Source organism: Microbacterium sp. ABR10 (genome assembly GCF_057812175.1).
Map to the genome: position 1 here is coordinate 462,269 of NZ_CM173821.1, position 19,106 is coordinate 481,374.

The following is a 19,106-nucleotide window of genomic DNA, read 5'->3' on the forward strand; positions in this document are numbered from 1 at the left end:
TCGACGAGGGCACGCGGCTGACTCCGCCGGAGCCCGTCGAGGGTGCGCGGCTCGTTCCGCCGGAGCCCGTCGAAGGCGCGCGGCTCTCTGCATCCGAGCCCGTCGATGGCGTTCGGCTCACCCCGTCGGAGCCGGTCGAGGACCTGCGAGCGGCCGAGGACGAGGGCGCGCCCGCACCCTCGGCGAGCGCAGGGTTGCGTCGTGATCGCGCGCCCCGTGGGGCGGAGGTGGACCAGCCCGCCTGGATCGGATCCGAGCTCGGGACGGAAGCGCCGGTCGACGCCGGCGCCCGCGACGGTGGGGCGATGGCCGACGGCGGCTCACCCGACGTCTCCGGCCTGCTCACCCCGCCTCGGGTGCACGACGGCGGACCGACGAGTGGGACGGGCGCTCACGACGACGGTGCCGTCCTGGGCGCACGCACGTACGACCGCGTCCTCGAGCCGCGCTCGCAGCGTCGTCTGCCCCTCGGCGACGGGACGTGGTACCAGCTCGCCCGCGCCTACGTGCGCGTCCAGCTCATCTCCCAGGGCGTCTTCTTCCTGCTGGTGGTCGCCGTCGCCGTCGCGGTGCAGGTGATCACCGGGGTGCTGTGGCAGTGGATCCCGGCGGGGATCGTCCTCGTCGTGACCCTCTTCGGGCTCGTCATCACCCCGCGGCAGGCCCGGTCGTTCGGTTACCAGCTGCGGCGCGACGACCTCGTGTTCCGCCGCGGCATCCTGTGGCAGCGGGTCGTGGCGGTCCCCTACGGGCGCATGCAGCTCGTCGACATCACCCACGGCCCCCTGGACCGCGGTTTCGGCATCGCCCAGCTCAAGCTCGTCACTGCGGCCGCATCGACAGGGGTCACGATCCCGGGGCTCACGCAAGAGGCAGCGGAGCACCTGCGCGACACACTCGTCGCGGTGGCCGAGACCCGGCGGACGGGTCTGTGAGCGACCCGGACGCGTCCGGCGGAGCGCGCGCGGCGAACCCGGCGGACGGTGCGTCTGAGCGCGAGAGTGCTCGGGTTCCCGAGGCGCCCCGCGCCGCGCCGACCGCCCGGCCGGCGGTGCGGTCGCCGTACAGCGACGGAGAATGGCACCGACTGCATCCGCTCACCCCCTTGCTGCGCGGGGGTCTGACGCTCCTCGTCATCATCGGAGTCATCGTCGCGAATCTCCGCGAGCGGCTGGTCGAGCTCCTGTTCCCGGTCTTCACCGACCTTCCACCGGGCGAGCTGCCGCCCGATCCGGTCGACTTCCTGTTCGCCAACAACCTCATCCTCATCGTCGGTGGTGCGACGCTGGCGCTGCTCATCGTGCTGCTGGTGCTGTTCCGGCTGTCATGGCGGTTCCACACCCTGCGGATCGGCGACGACGACGTCGAGGTGCGTTCGGGGGTGCTGTTCCGCACCCACCGCCGCGCACCCCTCGACCGCGTCCAGGGTGTCAACCTGACGCGCCCCATGATCGCCCGGCTCCTGGGGCTGGCGAAGCTGGAGGTCGTCGGGGCGGGCCTGGATGCCAACGTCAAGCTGGAGTACCTGTCGGGGAAGGATGCCGACGCCATCCGCGGCGACATCCTCCGCCTCGCCTCAGGGCGGCGCCGTCTCGCCGCCGGGCAGTCGCCCGAGAGCGGGCGGTCCTCGTTCGCGCGCCAGGCGGCGGCGGCGGTGGGTTCGGGCCTGCAGGGTCTGGTCGACGGCGAGGATCTCTCCGATGCCGAGCCCGAGAGCATCGTGCGCATCCCGGTCGGCCGGCTCGTGGCGTCCCGTGTGCTGAGTGGTTCGACGGTGTTCCTCATCGCGCTCGTGGTCGGCATCGTCGTGGCCGCGTCACTGTCGACGCTCTGGCTGCTGTTCACGGTCGTTCCCATGTTCCTCGCGTTCGGCGCCTACTACGTGCGATCGGTCGCGCGCGGGTTGCGGTACTCGATCGCCCCGACGCCCGACGGCGTCCGGGTGACGTTCGGGCTCTTCACCACCGTCTCCGAGATCGTGCCGCCCGGCCGGGTCCACGCCATCGAGGTGCGACAACCCCTGCTGTGGCGACCCTTCGGGTGGTGGACCGTGTCGGTCAACCGCCTGTCGGGTCGGTCGTCGACCGACTCGAGCACGGACCAGCTGGCTGCGGTGCTGCCCATCGGCACGCGCGACGATGTCGAGCGCGTGCTGGAGATCCTCGCCCCGGCCCTGACCGGCGGCGAGTGGACGAGCGTCTTCCGCGACGGCATCCTGGGTCCCGTGCAGGACGACCCCTACATGACGACCCCGGCGCGCGCCCGCTGGCTGCGGCCCCTGTCCTGGCGGCGCAACGGTGTGCTGCTGACCGATGCTGCCCTGCTCATGCGTCGGGGGTGGGTGTGGCGGTCGCTGAGCATCCTCCCTCTGGCGCGGCTGCAGTCGGTCGGACTGGAGCAGGGCCCGCTGGCGCGGGCGTTCGGCGCGGCGACGCTCACGGGCCACGTGATCGCCGGCACGGTGCAGACCTCGGTCGGCGCCCTCGATCGCGATGAGGCGGTGCGCATGTTCGAACGCACCGCATCCACGACCGTGGCGGCGGCCGCGACAGATCGCAGTCACCGGTGGGCCGGATGAGCGGCCGCGACGGACGCCTCGGCGTGGGGGTCATCGGCGCCGGGCGCGTGGGTCCCGTCCTCGCAGCCGCGCTCGCCGGCGCCGGGCATGCCCTCACCGGCATCACCTCCGGCTCCGATGACGACCGGGTCGAGGCGATCCTGCCCGGTCTTCCCGTCCTCACCGCGGACGAGGTCGTGCGACGCAGCGAGCTGGTCGTGATCGCCGTGCCGCACGACCAGCTGCCGGCGCTCGTCACGGGCCTCGCCGGGGTGGGTGCCTGGCAGCCTGGCCAGCTCGTGCTGCACACCGACGCCGCATTCGGCGCCCGCGTCCTCGACCCGGCCGCGCGGCTCGGTGCCATCCCGCTCGCGATCCACCCCGCCATCTCGTTCACCGGGACGTCGTCGATCGACCTGCGGCAGCTGGCGCAGGCGTACGCCGCGGTGACGGCTCCTGCGCCCGTCCTGCCCATCGCGCAGGCACTCGCCGTCGAACTCGGGTGCGAACCGGTGGTGGTCGCCGAAGACGATCGCGCGGCGTACGCGGAGGCGATCGCCACGGCGACGGAGTTCTCGCGATCGATCGTGCGCCAGTCCTCGGAGATGCTGTCGCGTGTCGGGGTCGACAACCCCGGCGGATACCTGTCAGCACTCGTGCGGTCGAGCGTCGACCAGGCGCTCGTCGAGGGCTCCGGACGTCGCACCCTCGACGACGACGCTACGATCGACGGATGATCCGCACCCTCGAGGATCTGCGCACCCGACTCGGCGAAGTCCGAGGCGCAGATCGGTCGTCCGGCGGCCCCCGTGTCGCACTTGTTTCGACCCTGGGAGCCCTGCACGACGGCCACGTCGACCTCATCCATGAAGCCCGCGAGCGCGCCGACGTCGTGGTGGTGTCGACCTTCGTCAACCCGCTGCGCTTCCGCACCGCCGACGAGACGGCCTCCTATCCGCGTTCGCCCGACGCCGATGAGCGCGTCCTCCGCGACCTGGGTGTCGACGTCGTCTTCGCGCCCTCGGCGGGGGAGTTCCTGCCCGCGGGCACCGCGACGACCCGCGTATCGGCGGGAGACGTCGGGCTGCGGTACGAGGGTCGGGTGCGCCCGTTCTATTTCGACGGCGTGCTGACCGTCGAGGCGAAGCTGTTCAACCTGGTCCGCCCCGACGTCGCCGTCTACGGCGAGCGCGACCTCCAGCGCGCGTTCCTGGTGCAGCGCATGGTGCGCGACCTCGACTTCGGCCTCGAGATCGCCACGGTGCCCACGGTCCGCACCGACGACGGGCTGCCGGTGTCCAGCCGCATCGCCCTTCTGGAGCCCGCGGATCGTCGCGCTGCGGCGAAGCTGCCCCGTGCGCTGGAGGCGGCGGCATCCAACTCCGACCTGGGGGTCGACGCGTGCATCGCGGCCGCTCAGTCGTCGCTCATGGGCGAGCAGCGCATCGCCCTCGAGTACCTCAGCGTGGTCGACCCCGCGACCTTCCTTCCCGTCGACGAGGGGCACCGCGGTCGCGCCCTGGCGCTCATCGCCGCGACGGTGGGTGGACACCGCTTCATCGACAATGCCGAGATCTCGCTGCGCTGACGGGGCCGTCCAGCGCATTCGTCTCTGAGGCGGTCGTTCGCGGGGAGCCGGCAGGGGACCGCTGTCACCGGGATCGGTCGGCCGCCGCATGCGGTGCTCTCCCCGAGAGCGGTGCACGCCGTCGATCTGAGGCTCTCGGTCGCGGCGAATAGACTGGAGACGACCCCGAGGAGCCTCCCGATGACCGACGCGCCCGCGAACGACGCCGCCGAACCCACCGAAGACGAGGTCTTCGAGCAGAAGGCGGTGCGCCTGGCAAAGCGCGAGCGCCTGCTCGCCGAGCGCGCCGACGCCGCGGGCGGGCCGTACCCGGTCGCCGTGCCCGTCACCACCACCATCCCGGCCCTGCGCGCCCGCTTCGGCGCTCTCGAGGCCGGCGCCGAGACCGGCGAGACCGCCGGTGTCGCGGGGCGTGTGGTGTTCAGCCGCAACACCGGCAAACTGTGCTTCGCATCTCTCCAGGCCGGCGACGGGAGCCGCATTCAGGCCATGGTCTCGCTCGCGAGTGTCGGCGACGATTCCCTGCAGGCGTGGAAGGAGCTCGTCGACCTGGGCGACCACGTCTTCGTCTCGGGTGAGGTGATTTCGAGCCGCCGCGGCGAGCTGTCGATCATGGTGGCCGAGTGGAGCATCGCGGCGAAGGCCGTGCTTCCCCTTCCCAACCTCCACGGCGAGTTGAGCGAAGAGAGCCGCGTCCGCAGCCGCTTCCTCGACCTCATCGTGCGCGACCGTGCCCGCGAGACCGTCCTGGCGCGGGCGAAGGTCAACCAGAGCCTGCGCCGCACGTTCACCGAGCGCGAGTTCGTCGAGGTCGAGACGCCCATGCTGCAGGTGCAGCACGGCGGCGCGAGCGCTCGCCCCTTCACCACCCACTCCAACGCGTTCGACACCGAGCTGTACCTGCGCATCGCGCCCGAGCTGTTCCTCAAGCGCGCGGTCGTGGGCGGCATCGACCGGGTGTACGAGATCAACCGCAACTTCCGAAACGAGGGCGCCGACTCCACGCACAGCCCCGAGTTCGCGATGCTCGAGGCCTACCAGGCTTACACCGACTACAACGGCATCGCCGATCTCACGCAGACCTTGATCCAGGATGCCGCGATCGCCGTCGCCGGCTCCACCACGGTCACGTGGGCCGACGGCACCGAGTACGACCTCGGCGGAGAGTGGGACCGCATCTCGATGTACGACTCGCTGTCGGCCGCGGCCGGCCGCGCGATCACGCCCGAGACGACGCTCGAGGCGCTGCGCTCGCTGGGCGCCGAGCACGAGGTGGACGCCCCGCCGCACGAGACCCACGGCAAATGGGTCGAGGAGCTGTGGGAGCACTTCGTCAAGCCGGGCCTGACCCGGCCCACCTTCGTCATGGACTTCCCCGTCGACACCAGTCCTCTCGTGCGCGAGCACCGTTCCATCGCCGGTGTCGTGGAGAAGTGGGACCTGTACGTGCGCGGGTTCGAGCTGGCTACCGGCTACTCGGAACTCGTCGACCCGGTGATCCAGCGTCACCGGTTCACCGAGCAGGCCAAGCTCGCCGCCCGCGGCGACGACGAGGCCATGCCCATCGACGAAGAGTTCCTGCGGGCCCTCGAGCACGGCATGCCCCCCACCGGTGGCATGGGGATGGGAATCGACCGACTGCTCATGGCCATCACCGGACTCGGGATCCGCGAGACGATCCTGTTCCCGCTGGTGAAGTAGACCGCTCGAACACCCACTCGGGCAGCCGGCCGGCGTCGAGCATGGTCCGCATGATCTCGCTGAGCCCGTGCGTCCCATCGATCGCGAGGGCTGCGTCCGCGTAGAACGCGGCGTGGGTGGATCGTCCCGACGCCCACGCGAGCCACGCGCAGGCCGCGAGCGCTCTGGGCCGGCGTTCGGGGGCGACCAGCGAGGCGACGCGCCGGCACAGCTGGAGCCCCGCGCGCAGCCGAGCCGGATCGGGCTTCGCGCCCTCGCCCCACATCGGGCGGGCGAGGTCTTCGGGCACCGGCTCGCCGCCCCGGAAGACGGTCTGCGCGCGGAACACCGCGTCGCCCGTCGCCAGATCACCGGTCCACTGCATCAGCGCGACGTCGCGCAAGGCGGGTCGCTCCAAGCAGAAGGCGAGGGCCGCGATCCGCGTCATGTCCACCTGGTCGGCGGGTCGTCCGATGGCGCGCTCGAACAGTTCGGGCGGATCGGCGATCTCCGCGGCCACGGCGTCGGCTGCTGTGCGCCGCGCGGGCGAGAGGCGGCGCCGGTCGCGCGAACGCCTCAACGCGTGCTCCACGTCGACCAGGAGCTGTTCGAGGAGCCGCGAGTCCACCGCGGACCCGGCGGGTAGGCGGGCGGCGGTGAGGTGGTCGCCGCTGATGTCGTGGTCGAGCCCCTCGAAGGCGGCATCCTGGATCTCGGTGAGTGGATGCGGCCCCGCCGCCGGCTCGAGATAGCTGGCCCAGCCGTCGGATCCCACGACGAGCGCGTCGACGACGCGCAGGCCGCAGATGTCGGCACGGGCGCGAACGGCATCCACGAGCCCGGTGTGCGGTGCGCCGGCCCCGCCGGTCACGGAGTCGTCGGTGTACACCGCGATCGCGACGGCGTCGGTGCGGGTCACCTTGCAGGCCATGCCGACGACGGTTGAGGCGACCCCCTCCTCGGTGGGCTGGTCGCCCTGCGGCGGCAGGTCGACACGCATCGCGCCGAGCGAACGCCCCTCACCGAAGGGGACGATCACGAGGCTGCGATGCGGGGTGCATTCGAGCAGGTGGGGGACGAGGGAGAGGAAAGCGGGAGACGAGGTTGCTCGCAGGACGGTGGTGGTCATGCGTCGAGGGTGGCCGTCGCGGGCGGTTACGTTCCCGGCCGATTCGCTCGATCGTGGACCATTCCGCTCATCGGCCGGGTGGGGAGGAGGCGCGAGCGGGCGTTCGCCCAGCCGCCGCGGGTATTCTCGAAGCATGGATGAGACCTGGACCGCTGTGCTGTGGGCGATCCTGCCGACGATCGTCGTGTCGTTCGTCTTCTTCTTCATCCTTCGCAACGTCATTCGCATGGATCGCACCGAGCGCAAGGTTTACGCGCGCATCGAGGCGCAGGAACGGGCCAAGCGCGGACTTCCGCCGGTGGCGTCCACGGGCGACGGCCCCGCGAACTGAGGTCCGCGAGACCGTTGTCGGCGGTCGTCGCTACGCTGGGTCCACAACCCGCCCAGGAGGACCTGTGATCAACGCCACGTTCGACGCGAGCTGGCTCGTCATCACGCTGTTCGTCGTCGACCTGGTCGTGCGTATCGCCGCGATCATCATCGTGCCCCGAAACCGCCGCCCCACCGCGGCGATGGCGTGGCTCCTGGCGATCTACTTCATCCCGTTCGTCGGGGTGTTCCTGTTCCTGCTCATCGGAAATCCGCGTCTGCCGCGCAAGCGTCGGCGCAAGCAGGCCGCGATCAACGAGTACATCCACGACACGAGTGCGTCGCTCGAGTTCGGAACGCTCCGCCCGAACGCGCCGCACTGGTTCCGCGCCCTCGTTCAGCTCAACCGCAATCTCGGCGCCATGCCCATCGCGGGCGACAACGCCGCCACCCTCATCGCCGATTACCAGCAGAGCCTGGATGCCATGGCCGACGCGATCCGCGGCGCCACGCGGTACGTGCACGTGGAGTTCTACATCCTGCAGTCCGACGACTCCACCGACAACTTCTTCCGCGCGCTCGAAGAGGTCGCGGAGCGGGGGGTCGTGGTGCGCGTACTGCTGGACCACTGGGCGAACCAAGGCAAACCGCGCTACAAGCAGACGGTGCGCCGCCTCGACGCGATGGGCGCCCACTGGCATCTGATGCTCCCCGTCCAGCCGCTGCGCGGCCGCTGGCAGCGCCCCGACCTGCGCAATCACCGAAAGCTCCTCGTCATCGACGGCGACGTCGCCTATATGGGTTCGCAGAACGTCACCGACTCCTCCTACAACCTGCGTAAGAACATCCGCCGGGGCCTCCACTGGGTCGACCTCATGGTGCGCGTCGAGGGCCCCGTCGTCGCCAGCATCAACGCGGTCTTCCTCTCCGACTGGTACAGCGAGACAGACGAGACGCTGGCCGACGAGATCGACCTGTTCAGTGTGACGACCGGCCCAGGAGACCTCGACTGTCAGATCGTTCCCTCGGGGCCGGGCTTCGACTTCCAAAACAACCTCAAGCTGTTCCTCGGTCTGCTCTTCGCCGCGCGCGAACGCATCATCATCGTGAGTCCGTACTTCGTCCCCGACGAGGCGCTGCTCCTCGCCATCACCACCGCGTGCCAGCGTGGCGTGCACGTGGAGCTGTTCGTGTCCGAAGAGGGCGACCAGGCCATGGTCTATCACGCCCAGCGCAGCTACTACGAGGCGCTCCTGCGTGCGGGAGTCGTCATCTGGATGTACCGCAAGCCCTTCATCCTGCACAGCAAGAGCGTCACCATCGACGACGAGGTCGCCGTCATCGGCTCGAGCAACATGGACATGCGCTCGTTCGGTCTGAATCTCGAGGTGTCGATGCTCGTGCGTGGTGAAGAGTTCGCGCGCGACATGCGCGCGGTCGAAGACCGCTATCGGCAGCTCAGCCGCCAGCTCACCATCGAGGAGTGGCGCCAGCAGCCCCTGCGCTCCACCATCCTCGACAACTTGGCCCGCCTCACCTCCGCGCTGCAGTGAGGCGGCGGGGCGTTCGCCGCAGGCATCCAGGAATCTCCGTCATCATGGGGTGAATCCACCCCCCGGAGGTTTTCATGTCCCGCTCACGTCTGACCCTCATCGGCCTGCTGGGAGCGGGCCTGCTCGCCGCCGGCGCCCTGGCCGGGTGCGCGTCGGGTGCCGCGTCATCACCCGAGTCGTCGTCGCCCGCGGATGCCGCGACCGCGTCGCCCGCTGGTGACGTCAGCGCCGCGTGGCTCGACGCGGGCCGTGCGATCGCGGTCGTTACCTCCGGCAGCTCGTCGTGCGTCCCGGCTGTCGGCGGGGAGCCGCAGATCGCCGACGGGGCGCTGACGGTGGACCTCGTCGAGCCGACGCAGGAGCCGTGTACGCGCGACATGGCGCCGCGCGCGACGCTGGTGACCCTTCCGGTGGGTACGGATCCCGGTGCCGCCCTCACCGTGAAGGTGACGGGGGCCGCGGAGGGTGAGACGACGCTCGCCGCGCTGGCCGACGTGCCCACGCCCCCCGACGATTTCGCGCCGAGCGCGGGTTGGGTGAGCCAGTCGCTGGTCGCGATCGTCACTTACGGCAGCTCCAGCTGCGTGCCGACCGTCGAATCGGTGAGCTCCGACGGCGGCCAGGTGGCGGTGCGGTTCGCCACGCCGCCCGCTGATCAGGTGTGCACCATGGACTACGCCCCGCGCGTGACCCTGGCCGACGTGGGCGCGGAGGCCGGCGACGGTCCGGTCTCGCTGGTGCTCTCGGGTGGCAACGTCCAGGCGCCCGATCCGATCCCGGTGCTCGGCGCGCGCTGACGCGGAGACGTCAGCGCTCGACCGATCCCGTCCCGTGGCCGGCAGCCGCCGACGGCGTCAGCGCTCGACCACGAGGAGGTCGCCGACCTCGCACTCCAGCACGCGGCAGATCGCCGCGAGCGTGGAGTAGCGGATCGCGCGGGCGCGGTCGTTCTTCAGTACCGATAGGTTCACCACCGAGACCCCGACCAGTTCGCTGAGACGGGTGAGCGTGAGGCCGCGCGCCTCGAGGAGCTCATCGAGACGGCAGTGGATGCCGCTCGGCCCGTCCTCCGCGGCCGCCGGGGTCATACGAGACCTTCCGTGTCGCGCTGGAGACGGTCGCCGACGGCGAAGACGGTGCTCGACAGGCCCGCGACGAATCCGATCGCGATGAGGACGGGCAGGTCGATCTGCTGCGTGAGTCCGCGGTCGTATGTGCGGTCAGACAGCCAGGCCAGCGCGCCGTTGGCGACCATGTTGTGGAAGAACGGCACGCCGAAGGCTCCGACCAACGCGATCACCCCGACGGACGTGACGAGGACGGTGTGCCGGCGGCTGAAGATGTGCCCGCGCAGGATGCCGACGCACAGCACGAGAAGCAGGACGACCACCGTGACGACCGTTGCGGCGAAGAGCCCCTCGCCCAGGAAGAGTGCCCAGAGCGAGGCGATCGGCAACGACGGGGCGGTGACCACGGCGCCGGTCAATTCGACGGGCACGGCGGCGCCGTCAGGACCGACGGGAGCCTGGGCGACGGTGTCGAGGAACTCGATCGGCACGCGCACGTCGCGGTTTCCGACGGCCGCGACGATGTTGCCGATGCTGCGGATGACCGCCCACGCGGCGATCGCGACTCCCGCGACGATGAAGAGCAGGAAGCTCCAGGTGTCACCACGGGAGAGGGTGCGAGAGGTGGATTGGGGGGATGCCATGATCGCTCCTTATCGATGATCGTTGTTATCGGTGGTCGATAATGTAACGACTATCGATGGGTCCCGCAAGACCGGCCGGGGTCGCGGTATGCCCACGGCGAACATGCGTCCCTGGCCTCCGGCCGCTGGTTACTCTCGATGTACGGCGCGCGGAGGCGTGCCTGTCAGCCCATTTCTGGAGGGACTGAGATGTTCGAGAGATTCACCGACCGTGCCCGTCGTGTGGTCGTCCTCGCCCAAGAAGAGGCGAAGATGCTCAACCACAACTACATCGGCACCGAGCACATCCTGCTGGGACTGATCCACGAGGGCGAAGGTGTCGCGGCCAAGGCGCTCGAGTCCCTCGGCATCTCCCTCGACGCCGTGCGCGAGCAGGTGCAGGACATCATCGGCCAGGGACAGCAGCAGCCGACGGGGCACATCCCCTTCACGCCGCGTGCAAAGAAGGTCCTGGAGCTGTCCCTGCGCGAAGCGCTGCAGCTCGGCCACAACTACATCGGCACCGAGCACATCCTGCTCGGCCTCATCCGTGAGGGCGAGGGTGTGGCGGCCCAGGTGCTCGTCAAGCTGGGCGCCGACCTGAACAAGGTGCGCCAGCAGGTCATCCAGTTGCTCTCGGGCTACCAGGGCAAAGAGCCCGCCGGAGTCGCCACCGGCGCCGGCGAGCAGCAGTCCTCCGCCGCTCAGGGCGGCTCGGCCGTGCTCGACCAGTTCGGCCGCAACCTCACCCAGGCTGCGCGCGACAACAAGCTCGACCCCGTCATCGGGCGCGAGAAAGAGATCGAGCGCGTCATGCAGATCCTGTCGCGCCGCTCCAAGAACAACCCCGTCCTCATCGGCGAGCCCGGTGTCGGAAAGACGGCGGTCGTCGAGGGCCTCGCACAGGCCATCGTCAAGGGCGACGTGCCCGAGACGCTCAAGGACAAGCAGGTCTACTCGCTCGACCTCGGTTCGCTCATCGCCGGTTCCCGCTACCGCGGTGACTTCGAGGAGCGCCTCAAGAAGGTAACGAAAGAGATCCGCACGCGCGGCGACATCATCGTCTTCATCGACGAGATCCACACCCTCGTGGGTGCCGGTGCCGCCGAGGGTGCGATCGACGCCGCGTCGATCCTGAAGCCGCTTCTCGCCCGTGGAGAGCTCCAGACCATCGGTGCCACCACGCTCGACGAGTACCGCAAGCACTTCGAGAAGGATGCCGCGCTCGAGCGCCGCTTCCAGCCGATCCAGGTCGCCGAGCCGAGCCTGCCCCACGCGATCAACATTCTGAAGGGCCTGCGCGACCGCTACGAGGCGCACCACAAGGTGCAGATCACCGACGGTGCGATCGTCGCCGCGGCGAACCTCGCCGACCGCTACATCAGCGACCGGTTCCTGCCCGACAAGGCCATCGACCTGATCGACGAGGCCGGCGCCCGCCTGCGCCTGTCGATCCTGTCGTCGCCGCCGGAGCTGCGCGAATTCGACGAGAAGATCGCCACGGTGCGCGAGCAGAAGGAGCAGGCCTCCGAGGAGCAGGACTTCGAGAAGGCCGCGTCGCTTCGCGATGAGGAGAAGTCGCTCCTCGCCGAGCGTCTGCGCCTCGAGAAGCAGTGGCGCTCGGGTGACGTCGCCTCCCACGCGGTGGTCGACGAGGGCCTGATCGCCGAGGTGCTCGCTCAGGCGACCGGCATCCCGGTGTTCAAGCTCACCGAGGAAGAGTCCAGCCGCCTCATGTTCATGGAGAAGGCGCTGCACCAGCGCGTCATCGGCCAGGAAGAGGCGATTGCGGCCCTCTCGCGCACGATCCGTCGCCAGCGCGCGGGCCTCAAGGACCCCAAGCGCCCCTCGGGCTCGTTCATCTTCGCCGGCCCCACGGGCGTCGGAAAGACCGAGCTCGCCAAGGCGCTCGCCGAGTTCCTCTTCGACGACGAGGGCGCGCTGATCTCCCTCGACATGTCGGAGTTCGGTGAGAAGCACACCGTCTCGCGTCTGTTCGGTGCCCCTCCCGGGTTCGTCGGATTCGAAGAGGGCGGCCAGCTCACCGAGAAGGTGCGCCGCAAGCCGTTCTCGGTCGTGCTCTTCGACGAGATCGAGAAGGCCCACCCCGACATCTTCAACTCGCTCCTGCAGATCCTCGAAGAGGGTCGCCTGACCGACGGTCAGGGTCGCGTCATCGACTTCAAGAACACGGTGATCATCATGACGACGAACCTCGGTTCGTCGGCGATCGCCGGGGGCCCGGTGGGCTTCCAGGTCGAGGGCAATGCCCAGACGTCCTACGAGCGGATGAAGGGCAAGGTCGACGAAGAGCTCAAGCGCCACTTCAAGCCCGAGTTCCTCAACCGCGTCGACGACGTCATCGTCTTCCCGCAGCTCAGCAAGCCGGAGCTCCGCCAGATCGTCGGTCTGTTCGTCAAGCGTCTGGCCGACCGTCTGCTCGACCGCGACATGACGGTGGAGTTGTCGGATGAGGCGAAGGACAAGCTCATCGAGATCGGATTCGACCCCACGCTCGGCGCTCGTCCGCTCCGCCGCGCCATGCAGCGCGAAATCGAGGACCGTCTCAGCGAGAGGATCCTCCACGGCGAGCTCGAGGCCGGCGACCACGTCAAGGTCAGCGTCGAGAACGGACAGTTCGCCTTCGAGACCAGCCCGCGGGGCGAGAAGGTCGCGCTGGGCGTCGGGACGGCGGGCGAAATCGCCGCCACCCCCGACACCCTCGCCGGCAGCTGACGCTGTAGCACGAAGGGGCCCGGATGCCATGGCATCCGGGCCCCTTCGTCGTCGCGGCGTACGCTGGGAGGATGACTTCCCCCGCGTCGTTCGTCGTCCGCTCCGCCGGCACCGCCGACGTCCGACGCATCCACGAACTGCTCGAGCCGTTCGTGCAGAAGCGCATCCTGCTCGGCAAGGACCTGGTCGTGCTCTATGGCTCGGTGCAGCAATTCGTCGTCGCAGAGGTCGACGGGATCGTGGTCGGCTGCGGCGCGTTGCACATCATGTGGGAAGACCTCGGCGAGATCCGCACTCTCATCGTGCACGACGACTGGTTGCACCTGGGAGTCGGACGCGCCCTCGTCGAGACGTTGGAGCAGCGCGCGCGTGAGCTGGGCGTGTCGCGACTGTTCTGCCTCACCTTCGAGGTCGATTTCTTCTCGCGACGCGGGTTCTCCGAGATCGGCGAACAGGTGGTGCCCCCCGACGTGTATTCGCAGCTCGTGCGCAGCCCCGACGAGGGTGTCGCCGAGTTCCTCGACCTCGCGCACGTGAAGCCCAACACGCTCGGCAACACGCGCATGTTGAAGAACCTCTGAGCGCCGTCGGCCTCCCGCGGGGCGGTGACGCACCGGTGATTCCGAGCGTGCCGTGGAGAGGGCTCACGGCCAGGACGCCTACCCTGGAACCATGACCGATGCCCCCCGTAGGCGGAGGCAGTCCCCGGCGGTCTATCGCCGACGTCGTCTCGCGGCAGGGCTTCTGGCCCTGATCGTGATCGGCCTCGTCGTGTGGCTCGTCGCGGCTCCGCCTTGGCGTGTCGCACCGACCGCCGCCCCCTCGTCCGACCCGTCCGCGAGCGCCGCCTCAGCGTCTCCTTCGGCGACCGCCGCCGCGCCCTCGGCCGTAGCCACCCCCACGGCAGGTCCCACGGCGACACCGACGCCGAGCGTGCCGGCGGGGCCCATCGAGTGCACCGCCGCGAACATCACGGTGGAGGCGCTGTCGGACAAGGCGGAGTACGCCCAGGGCGAGAACCCGCAGCTGTCCATCCGGCTGTCGAACGCCTCGGCCACTCCGTGCGTCTTGAACGTGGGCACGAGCGCGCAGTCGTTCACGGTGACGAGCGGCACCGACGTGTGGTGGCGCTCGACCGACTGCCAGTCGGAGCCGAGCGACATGGAGGTGACGCTCGCCGCGGGCCAGGTGGTCACCAGTTCTGCCCCGCTGACCTGGGACCGTACGCGCTCGTCCGTGAGCTCGTGCGACGGGGAACGCCCCTACGCACCGGGCGGAGGCGCGACGTATCACCTGAGCGTCTCGATCGGCGGCATCCCGTCGGCCGGGACGGCGTCGTTCGTGCTGCAGTGACCCGGGCCCGTTCGGGTGCGGCTCGGCTGACGCGGGCATCGGGGTGCGGGTGCCGGTCGGCGCAGCCGCGACCCCGCGCCGAGGCCGGGGAGGATGCGTGGTCAGCGGAGGACGCTTTCGCGTCGGCGGATCCTCCCTTCGTCGCATCTCCTCCGCTGGGCACCGGTCGGCGCGGGTTGCAGGGCGCGGGACGGCGCGGGTTTTGCGTGCCGGTCCCGGCGCAGCTGCGACCCCGCGCCGGGACCGAGGGAGGATGTGTGGTGAGCGGAGGACGTTTTCGCTTCGGCGGATCCTCCCTTCGTCGGATCTCCTCCGCTGAGCACGGGACCGCGCGGGATGCCAGGCCGCTGGGCACGGGACGGCGCGGGGCGCGGGCCGCGAGGCGCTCAGGACTACGCGGGCGGAGGGGAGCACCGGACATCGCGGGGCCGCGGCGCGCAATGGACTACGCGGGCTGCGGGCCCGCGGCGGACTACGCGGGCTGCGGGGCTGCGGGGCGCACCGGACGTCGCGGGGCCGCGGATAGGCTCGGAGGATGGCCGCAGGCAAGAAGCGCAAGGGGAAGAAGCTCGACGTGGACTTCACGAACACTGCACTCTCCGACGCGCTGCAGACCCAGGACATGGCCGCCATCGCCTTCGCGCTGCGTCACGGGCCCACCGTCGTTCCCCTCATGACTCCGGGTGACGCGGACAATCCCCTCAGCGTCGGCGAGGTGTGGACGTACCGCGATCCGAACAACGGCCAGGTCGCGCTGCTGCTGTTCAGCGACGCCGCGCACAAGCCCGAGACGCTGCCCCCGCACGTGGCTCTGCAGTCACCGCAGTGGCTTCGGGCGTTCCTCGGTGCGCACCAGGATGCCATCACCACGGTGTTCATCGATATCGCCGGGCCGCACCCGATCCAGGCGTCGCCCGCCGATCTGATCGCCGCTCTCGACGCCTGACCCGGCGAGGGGCCGGTTGAGGCGGCTTCGGGCGAGAGCTTGTCCGTCCGGCGTGGACGCACGATGGAGCGACGTCGTGTGCGGGATCGCCCGGCGCCTGCGGCCGGGCGGGGTGGCCGCTGCGCGCCGCCTGAGGGCGGGCGGGGAGGCCGCTGCGCATGGGCTCGCCGAGCGGCGCGGCGCTCGCGGGCTATGCCACGGGAGCGTGCGGGCATGCCGGCACTGCGGGCGAGGGGTTCGCTCGGGGTGGTGAAGAACCCGAGTCGCGCGGGTGAGACCGGCGTGCAAGACTCGGGGCCATGGAGTTCCTGATCGCCGGTGCCGTGTGCGCCGCCGGACTTGTCATCCCCGCCGTTCTGGGCATGACATCGCCGCATCGCCGTCGTCGGTCCGCTCCTCCCGGGCGCTGACCCGAGTCAGGTGGCCGTCGGTCCGCTCCTCCCGGGCGCTGACCCGAGCCAGGTGGCCGTCGGTCCGCTCCTCCCGGGCGCTGACCCGAGCCAGGTGGCCGTCGGTCCGCTCCTCCCGGGCGCTGGCCCGAGCTAGGCGGCCGCAGGTCGGAAGCGACGGACGCACCACCGACGCCCACGGCTTCCGCTCCGCGTGATCGACCGTCGCTTCGGGTCGTAGCCGCGGGTCGGCGCCGTCACCCGGCGGCGGTCAGAAACCGGGCTCGCTCTCGTCGCGCGGCATGCCGCGCACCTGCAGTTCGTTGAGCGCCTGAGCGAGCTTGCGCGATGACGAGTCGAGCACCGTGTGATACCCGAGCCGTTTGGCCTCAGATGCCCGCTGAGCAGCTTGCGTGACGTTGCGGATCTCGCCGGTCAGGGTGAGTTCCCCGATCGCGGCGAGTCGTTTCGACACCTTGCGGTTCTTCACGGCGTTGGCCACCGCGATGGCGATGGCGAGGTCGGCCGCGGGTTCGACGAGGCGTACGCCGCCGACGGTCGAGACATAGACGTCGCGGTCGGAGAGGGTGAGGCCCATGCGACTCTCGAGCACGGCGAGCACCATCGCCACGCGCGAGGAGTCGACGCCGTTCACGATGCGCCGCGGGTTGGGCGCGGTCTGCCGCACCGCGAGCGCCTGGATCTCGACGGGTAGGGCCCTGCGCCCCTCCATCGCGATGGTGACGCACGTGCCCGGCTCGGGTTCGCCGTGCCCGAGGAACAGCGCGCTCGGGTCGGCGACCTCGGCGATACCGGTGCCGGTCATGTCGAAGCAGCCGACCTCATCGGTGGGCCCGAAGCGGTTCTTGAGTGCGCGGACGAAGCGCAGCGACGTCTGCCGGTCGCCCTCGAAGTGACAGACCACGTCGACGAGGTGCTCGAGGATGCGGGGTCCGGCGATGGAGCCGTCTTTGGTGACGTGGCCGACGAGGATGATGGGCAGGCCGCGCTCTTTCGCGACGCGGATCAGCGCTGACGCGACCTCGCGCACCTGCGCCGGCTGGCCGGCGGCGCCGTCACTGTGCGCCGATGACACGGTCTGCACGGAGTCGACGATGAGCAGCCCCGGCTCGACCTGGTCGATGTGACCCAGGATCGTGGCGAGGTCGGTCTCGGCCGCGAGGAAGAGTTCGTCGTGCAGAGCCCCCGTGCGCTCGGCACGGAGGCGTACCTGAGCGGCGGACTCCTCACCGCTGGCATACAGCACGCGGCGCCCCGCGCGGGCGCTCTGCGCCGCGACTTCGAGCAAGAGCGTCGATTTGCCGACCCCGGGCTCGCCGCTCAGCAGGATGGCCGCGCCGGGCACGATGCCCCCGCCCAGAACGCGGTCGAACTCGCCGACGCCGCTGGTGCGGCGCGGGGCGTCTTGTGTGTCGATCTCGGTGATGCGGCGGGCGGCGCGCGCGGCTCCGGGTGCGACCGGCGCGATGGAGCGGACGATGCCCGTCTGCTCTGCGGCTTCGACGACGGTGCCCCACGATTGGCACTCACCGCAGCGTCCGACCCACTTCACCGTCGTCCACCCGCACTCGGTGCAGCGGTACGGAGCGGGTGCTGCAGCGGGACGTCGGGATGCCATGGGTTCAGGCTACGCGGGGCCTCCGACATCGCCCGTGCCGTGCCGTGCCGTGCCGTGCCGTGCCGCGCCGTGGCATCTGGCGCCCCGCGCCCGCTGTCGGCCCACGCATAAACGCGATCCGCGCGCAGAAACGCGCTGACTGCGTGTTCATACGCTGCAATAGCGTTTATGCGTCGGAGCCACGCGCGTGTGGGCTCGCCGGTCGTGGGCACCGGTCGGTCGCCCGTTCGGCGCGTGTCCGCGGCCCGACGCGCGTCGGCGGCATGACGCGCGTTCTGCCGGCGCGCCCTCAGCCGCGGAGGGAGTCCGCGACCTCGGTGAGGGCGTCGGCGGAGCGGCGCAGCAGCGCCAACTCATCGTCGGAGAACGGCGTGCCGGCGACGGGCACCGCTCCGGCCGCGCTGACGATCGACGGAACGGAGAGAGCCATGCCGTCGATGCCGTGGAAGCCCTCCAGCACGGTGCTGACGGGGAGGATGGCGTGCTCGTCGCGCAGGATCGCCTCGACGATGCGCGCGCTCGACAGACCGATCGCGTAATTCGTCGCGCCCTTGCCCTTGATCACCTTGTACGCGGCATCACGGACGTCGACGGCGACGGCATCCAATTCGTCCTCATCGAAACGGCCGCCGTCGGGAAGCTCGAACTGCGTGATCGGCACCGAGCCGATCGTGGCGGTGGACCAGAGCGGAAACTCGGTGTCGCCGTGCTCACCCACGATCCAGGCGTGCACGCTCGAGGTGGCCACTCCCGCGCGCTGCGCGATCTTCCACCGCAGCCGTGAGGTGTCGAGCACCGTGCCCGAGGCGAAGATGCGGCGGGTGGGCAGGCCCGTCGCCTCCTGCGCGAGCACCGTCAGCACGTCGCAGGGGTTCGTCACGATCACGTAGACCGCGTTTGGCGCGACCTCGAGCAGGTTCGGCATCATGTCGCGGATGATGCGCGCGTTGGTCGCGGCGAGCTCAATGCGGGTCTGCCCGGGGTTCTGCTTCGCTCCCGCGGTGATCACCACGACGTGGGAGCCTTCGGCGACCGATACGTCACTCCCCCCGGTGATGTCGCTGGAACCGGTGAACTGCGTGCCGTGCGCGAGGTCGAGCACCTCCGCCTCGACCTTCTCGGTCGCGATGTCGTAGAGCGCGACGTGCCGCGCCGAGCCGCGGATCAGGGCCGCGTATGCGACGCTCGCCCCCACGCTTCCCGCGCCCACGACCGTCAGCTTCGAGTTCTCGATCACGCTCATGGCTCGATCCTGGCAGCGGCCGTGAGCGGCTTCCAGCGTGGTGGTTCGACGGTGGACGAATGGATGCCGACACCTCGCTCGGGCACCGATTCGCGGCATCCGCGCATCTGTCGTAAGCTTTCCGGCGGTGACGTGTCCGAGCGGCCGAAGGTGCAACACTCGAAATGTTGTGTAGGTTCACCCCTACCGTGGGTTCAAATCCCACCGTCACCGCCACCACGAAGGCCCCGATCCTCACGGATGCGGGGCCTTCGTCATGTCGGGGCAGCAGCTCCCGCGACACGGGTCCGCGGA

17 protein-coding genes and 1 tRNA gene are annotated in these 19,106 nt (G+C 70.2%); 13 read left to right on the top strand and 5 right to left on the bottom strand.

Features of this window, described 5'->3' with window-relative positions; genetic code table 11:
* Nucleotides 1–305: 305 nt before the first annotated feature.
* The 5 genes from ACXKZF_RS02020 (at nucleotide 306) to lysS (ending at nucleotide 5,846) form a co-directional block, all read left to right on the top strand.
* A complete protein-coding gene (locus tag ACXKZF_RS02020; RefSeq protein ID WP_374108658.1) occupies nucleotides 306–935 on the top strand; it encodes a PH domain-containing protein in 630 nt (209 codons plus the stop codon).
* Nucleotides 932–2,578, top strand: coding sequence for a PH domain-containing protein (locus ACXKZF_RS02025; RefSeq protein ID WP_235561326.1), 1,647 nt, complete (start codon nucleotides 932–934; stop codon nucleotides 2,576–2,578). The genes ACXKZF_RS02020 and ACXKZF_RS02025 overlap by 4 nt, the downstream gene beginning before the upstream one ends.
* Entirely contained in the window at nucleotides 2,575–3,294 is a 720-nt protein-coding gene (locus ACXKZF_RS02030) for a DUF2520 domain-containing protein (protein ID WP_055960227.1), read from the top strand. The genes ACXKZF_RS02025 and ACXKZF_RS02030 overlap by 4 nt, the downstream gene beginning before the upstream one ends.
* Nucleotides 3,291–4,145, top strand: coding sequence for a pantoate--beta-alanine ligase (gene panC / locus ACXKZF_RS02035; protein WP_055959496.1), 855 nt, complete (start codon nucleotides 3,291–3,293; stop codon nucleotides 4,143–4,145). Before ACXKZF_RS02030 ends, panC begins: the two co-directional genes overlap by 4 nt.
* Nucleotides 4,146–4,325: 180 nt before the next feature.
* Entirely contained in the window at nucleotides 4,326–5,846 is a 1,521-nt protein-coding gene (gene lysS, locus ACXKZF_RS02040; RefSeq protein ID WP_488985252.1) for a lysine--tRNA ligase, read from the top strand.
* Here the strand turns inward: lysS and ACXKZF_RS02045 are convergent.
* Nucleotides 5,797–6,954 (bottom strand): DUF4192 family protein, encoded by a 1,158-nt coding sequence (locus ACXKZF_RS02045; RefSeq protein ID WP_488985253.1) that lies wholly within the window; start codon nucleotides 6,952–6,954, stop codon nucleotides 5,797–5,799. The two genes, lysS and ACXKZF_RS02045, sit on opposite strands and share 50 nt — an antisense overlap.
* Nucleotides 6,955–7,087: 133 nt before the next feature.
* Here ACXKZF_RS02045 and ACXKZF_RS02050 point away from each other — a divergent pair, with 133 nt between their 5' ends.
* From ACXKZF_RS02050 to ACXKZF_RS02060, 3 genes are all read left to right on the top strand, one after another.
* Nucleotides 7,088–7,285: a hypothetical protein gene (locus tag ACXKZF_RS02050; protein WP_055959490.1), complete on the top strand. Its 198-nt coding sequence runs from the start codon at nucleotides 7,088–7,090 to the stop codon at nucleotides 7,283–7,285.
* A 64-nt stretch (nucleotides 7,286–7,349) separates the two neighbouring features.
* Nucleotides 7,350–8,816: a cardiolipin synthase gene (cls, locus tag ACXKZF_RS02055; RefSeq protein ID WP_055959488.1), complete on the top strand. Its 1,467-nt coding sequence runs from the start codon at nucleotides 7,350–7,352 to the stop codon at nucleotides 8,814–8,816.
* Nucleotides 8,817–8,890: 74 nt separating this feature from the next.
* Entirely contained in the window at nucleotides 8,891–9,613 is a 723-nt protein-coding gene (locus ACXKZF_RS02060; RefSeq protein WP_488985254.1) for a hypothetical protein, read from the top strand.
* Between the two features lie 57 nt (nucleotides 9,614–9,670).
* On the opposite strand, the gene ACXKZF_RS02065 is transcribed toward ACXKZF_RS02060, so the two are convergent.
* Both ACXKZF_RS02065 and ACXKZF_RS02070 read right to left on the bottom strand, forming a co-directional pair.
* The gene (locus ACXKZF_RS02065) at nucleotides 9,671–9,904 is read right to left on the bottom strand and encodes a helix-turn-helix domain-containing protein (protein ID WP_055959484.1); all 234 of its coding nucleotides are present in this window, start codon (nucleotides 9,902–9,904) and stop codon (nucleotides 9,671–9,673) included.
* Nucleotides 9,901–10,527 carry a hypothetical protein gene (locus tag ACXKZF_RS02070; RefSeq protein ID WP_055959482.1) on the bottom strand — a complete coding sequence of 209 codons (627 nt, stop codon included), beginning with the start codon at nucleotides 10,525–10,527 and terminating at the stop codon, nucleotides 9,901–9,903. The genes ACXKZF_RS02065 and ACXKZF_RS02070 overlap by 4 nt, the downstream gene beginning before the upstream one ends.
* A 189-nt stretch (nucleotides 10,528–10,716) precedes the next feature.
* Here ACXKZF_RS02070 and ACXKZF_RS02075 point away from each other — a divergent pair, with 189 nt between their 5' ends.
* The 4 genes from ACXKZF_RS02075 (at nucleotide 10,717) to ACXKZF_RS02090 (ending at nucleotide 15,541) form a co-directional block, all read left to right on the top strand.
* Nucleotides 10,717–13,242, top strand: a complete 2,526-nt coding sequence (locus tag ACXKZF_RS02075; RefSeq protein ID WP_488985255.1) for an ATP-dependent Clp protease ATP-binding subunit — start codon at nucleotides 10,717–10,719, stop codon at nucleotides 13,240–13,242.
* A gap of 71 nt (nucleotides 13,243–13,313) precedes the next feature.
* Nucleotides 13,314–13,823, top strand: a complete 510-nt coding sequence (locus ACXKZF_RS02080) for an amino-acid N-acetyltransferase (RefSeq protein ID WP_055959478.1) — start codon at nucleotides 13,314–13,316, stop codon at nucleotides 13,821–13,823.
* A gap of 91 nt (nucleotides 13,824–13,914) precedes the next feature.
* On the top strand, nucleotides 13,915–14,595 hold the full coding sequence (locus tag ACXKZF_RS02085; protein WP_488985256.1) for a hypothetical protein: 681 nt from the start codon (nucleotides 13,915–13,917) through the stop codon (nucleotides 14,593–14,595).
* 535 nt (nucleotides 14,596–15,130) lie between these two features.
* On the top strand, nucleotides 15,131–15,541 hold the full coding sequence (locus ACXKZF_RS02090) for a dehydrogenase (RefSeq protein WP_488985257.1): 411 nt from the start codon (nucleotides 15,131–15,133) through the stop codon (nucleotides 15,539–15,541).
* A gap of 660 nt (nucleotides 15,542–16,201) precedes the next feature.
* Here the strand turns inward: ACXKZF_RS02090 and radA are convergent.
* Nucleotides 16,202–17,569, bottom strand: coding sequence for a DNA repair protein RadA (radA, locus tag ACXKZF_RS02095; RefSeq protein WP_055959472.1), 1,368 nt, complete (start codon nucleotides 17,567–17,569; stop codon nucleotides 16,202–16,204).
* A 289-nt stretch (nucleotides 17,570–17,858) separates the two neighbouring features.
* Nucleotides 17,859–18,812: an L-lactate dehydrogenase gene (locus ACXKZF_RS02100; protein WP_488985258.1), complete on the bottom strand. Its 954-nt coding sequence runs from the start codon at nucleotides 18,810–18,812 to the stop codon at nucleotides 17,859–17,861.
* Nucleotides 18,813–18,938: 126 nt separating this feature from the next.
* Here ACXKZF_RS02100 and ACXKZF_RS02105 point away from each other — a divergent pair.
* Nucleotides 18,939–19,028 (top strand) — tRNA-Ser (locus ACXKZF_RS02105).
* Nucleotides 19,029–19,106 lie beyond the last annotated feature (78 nt).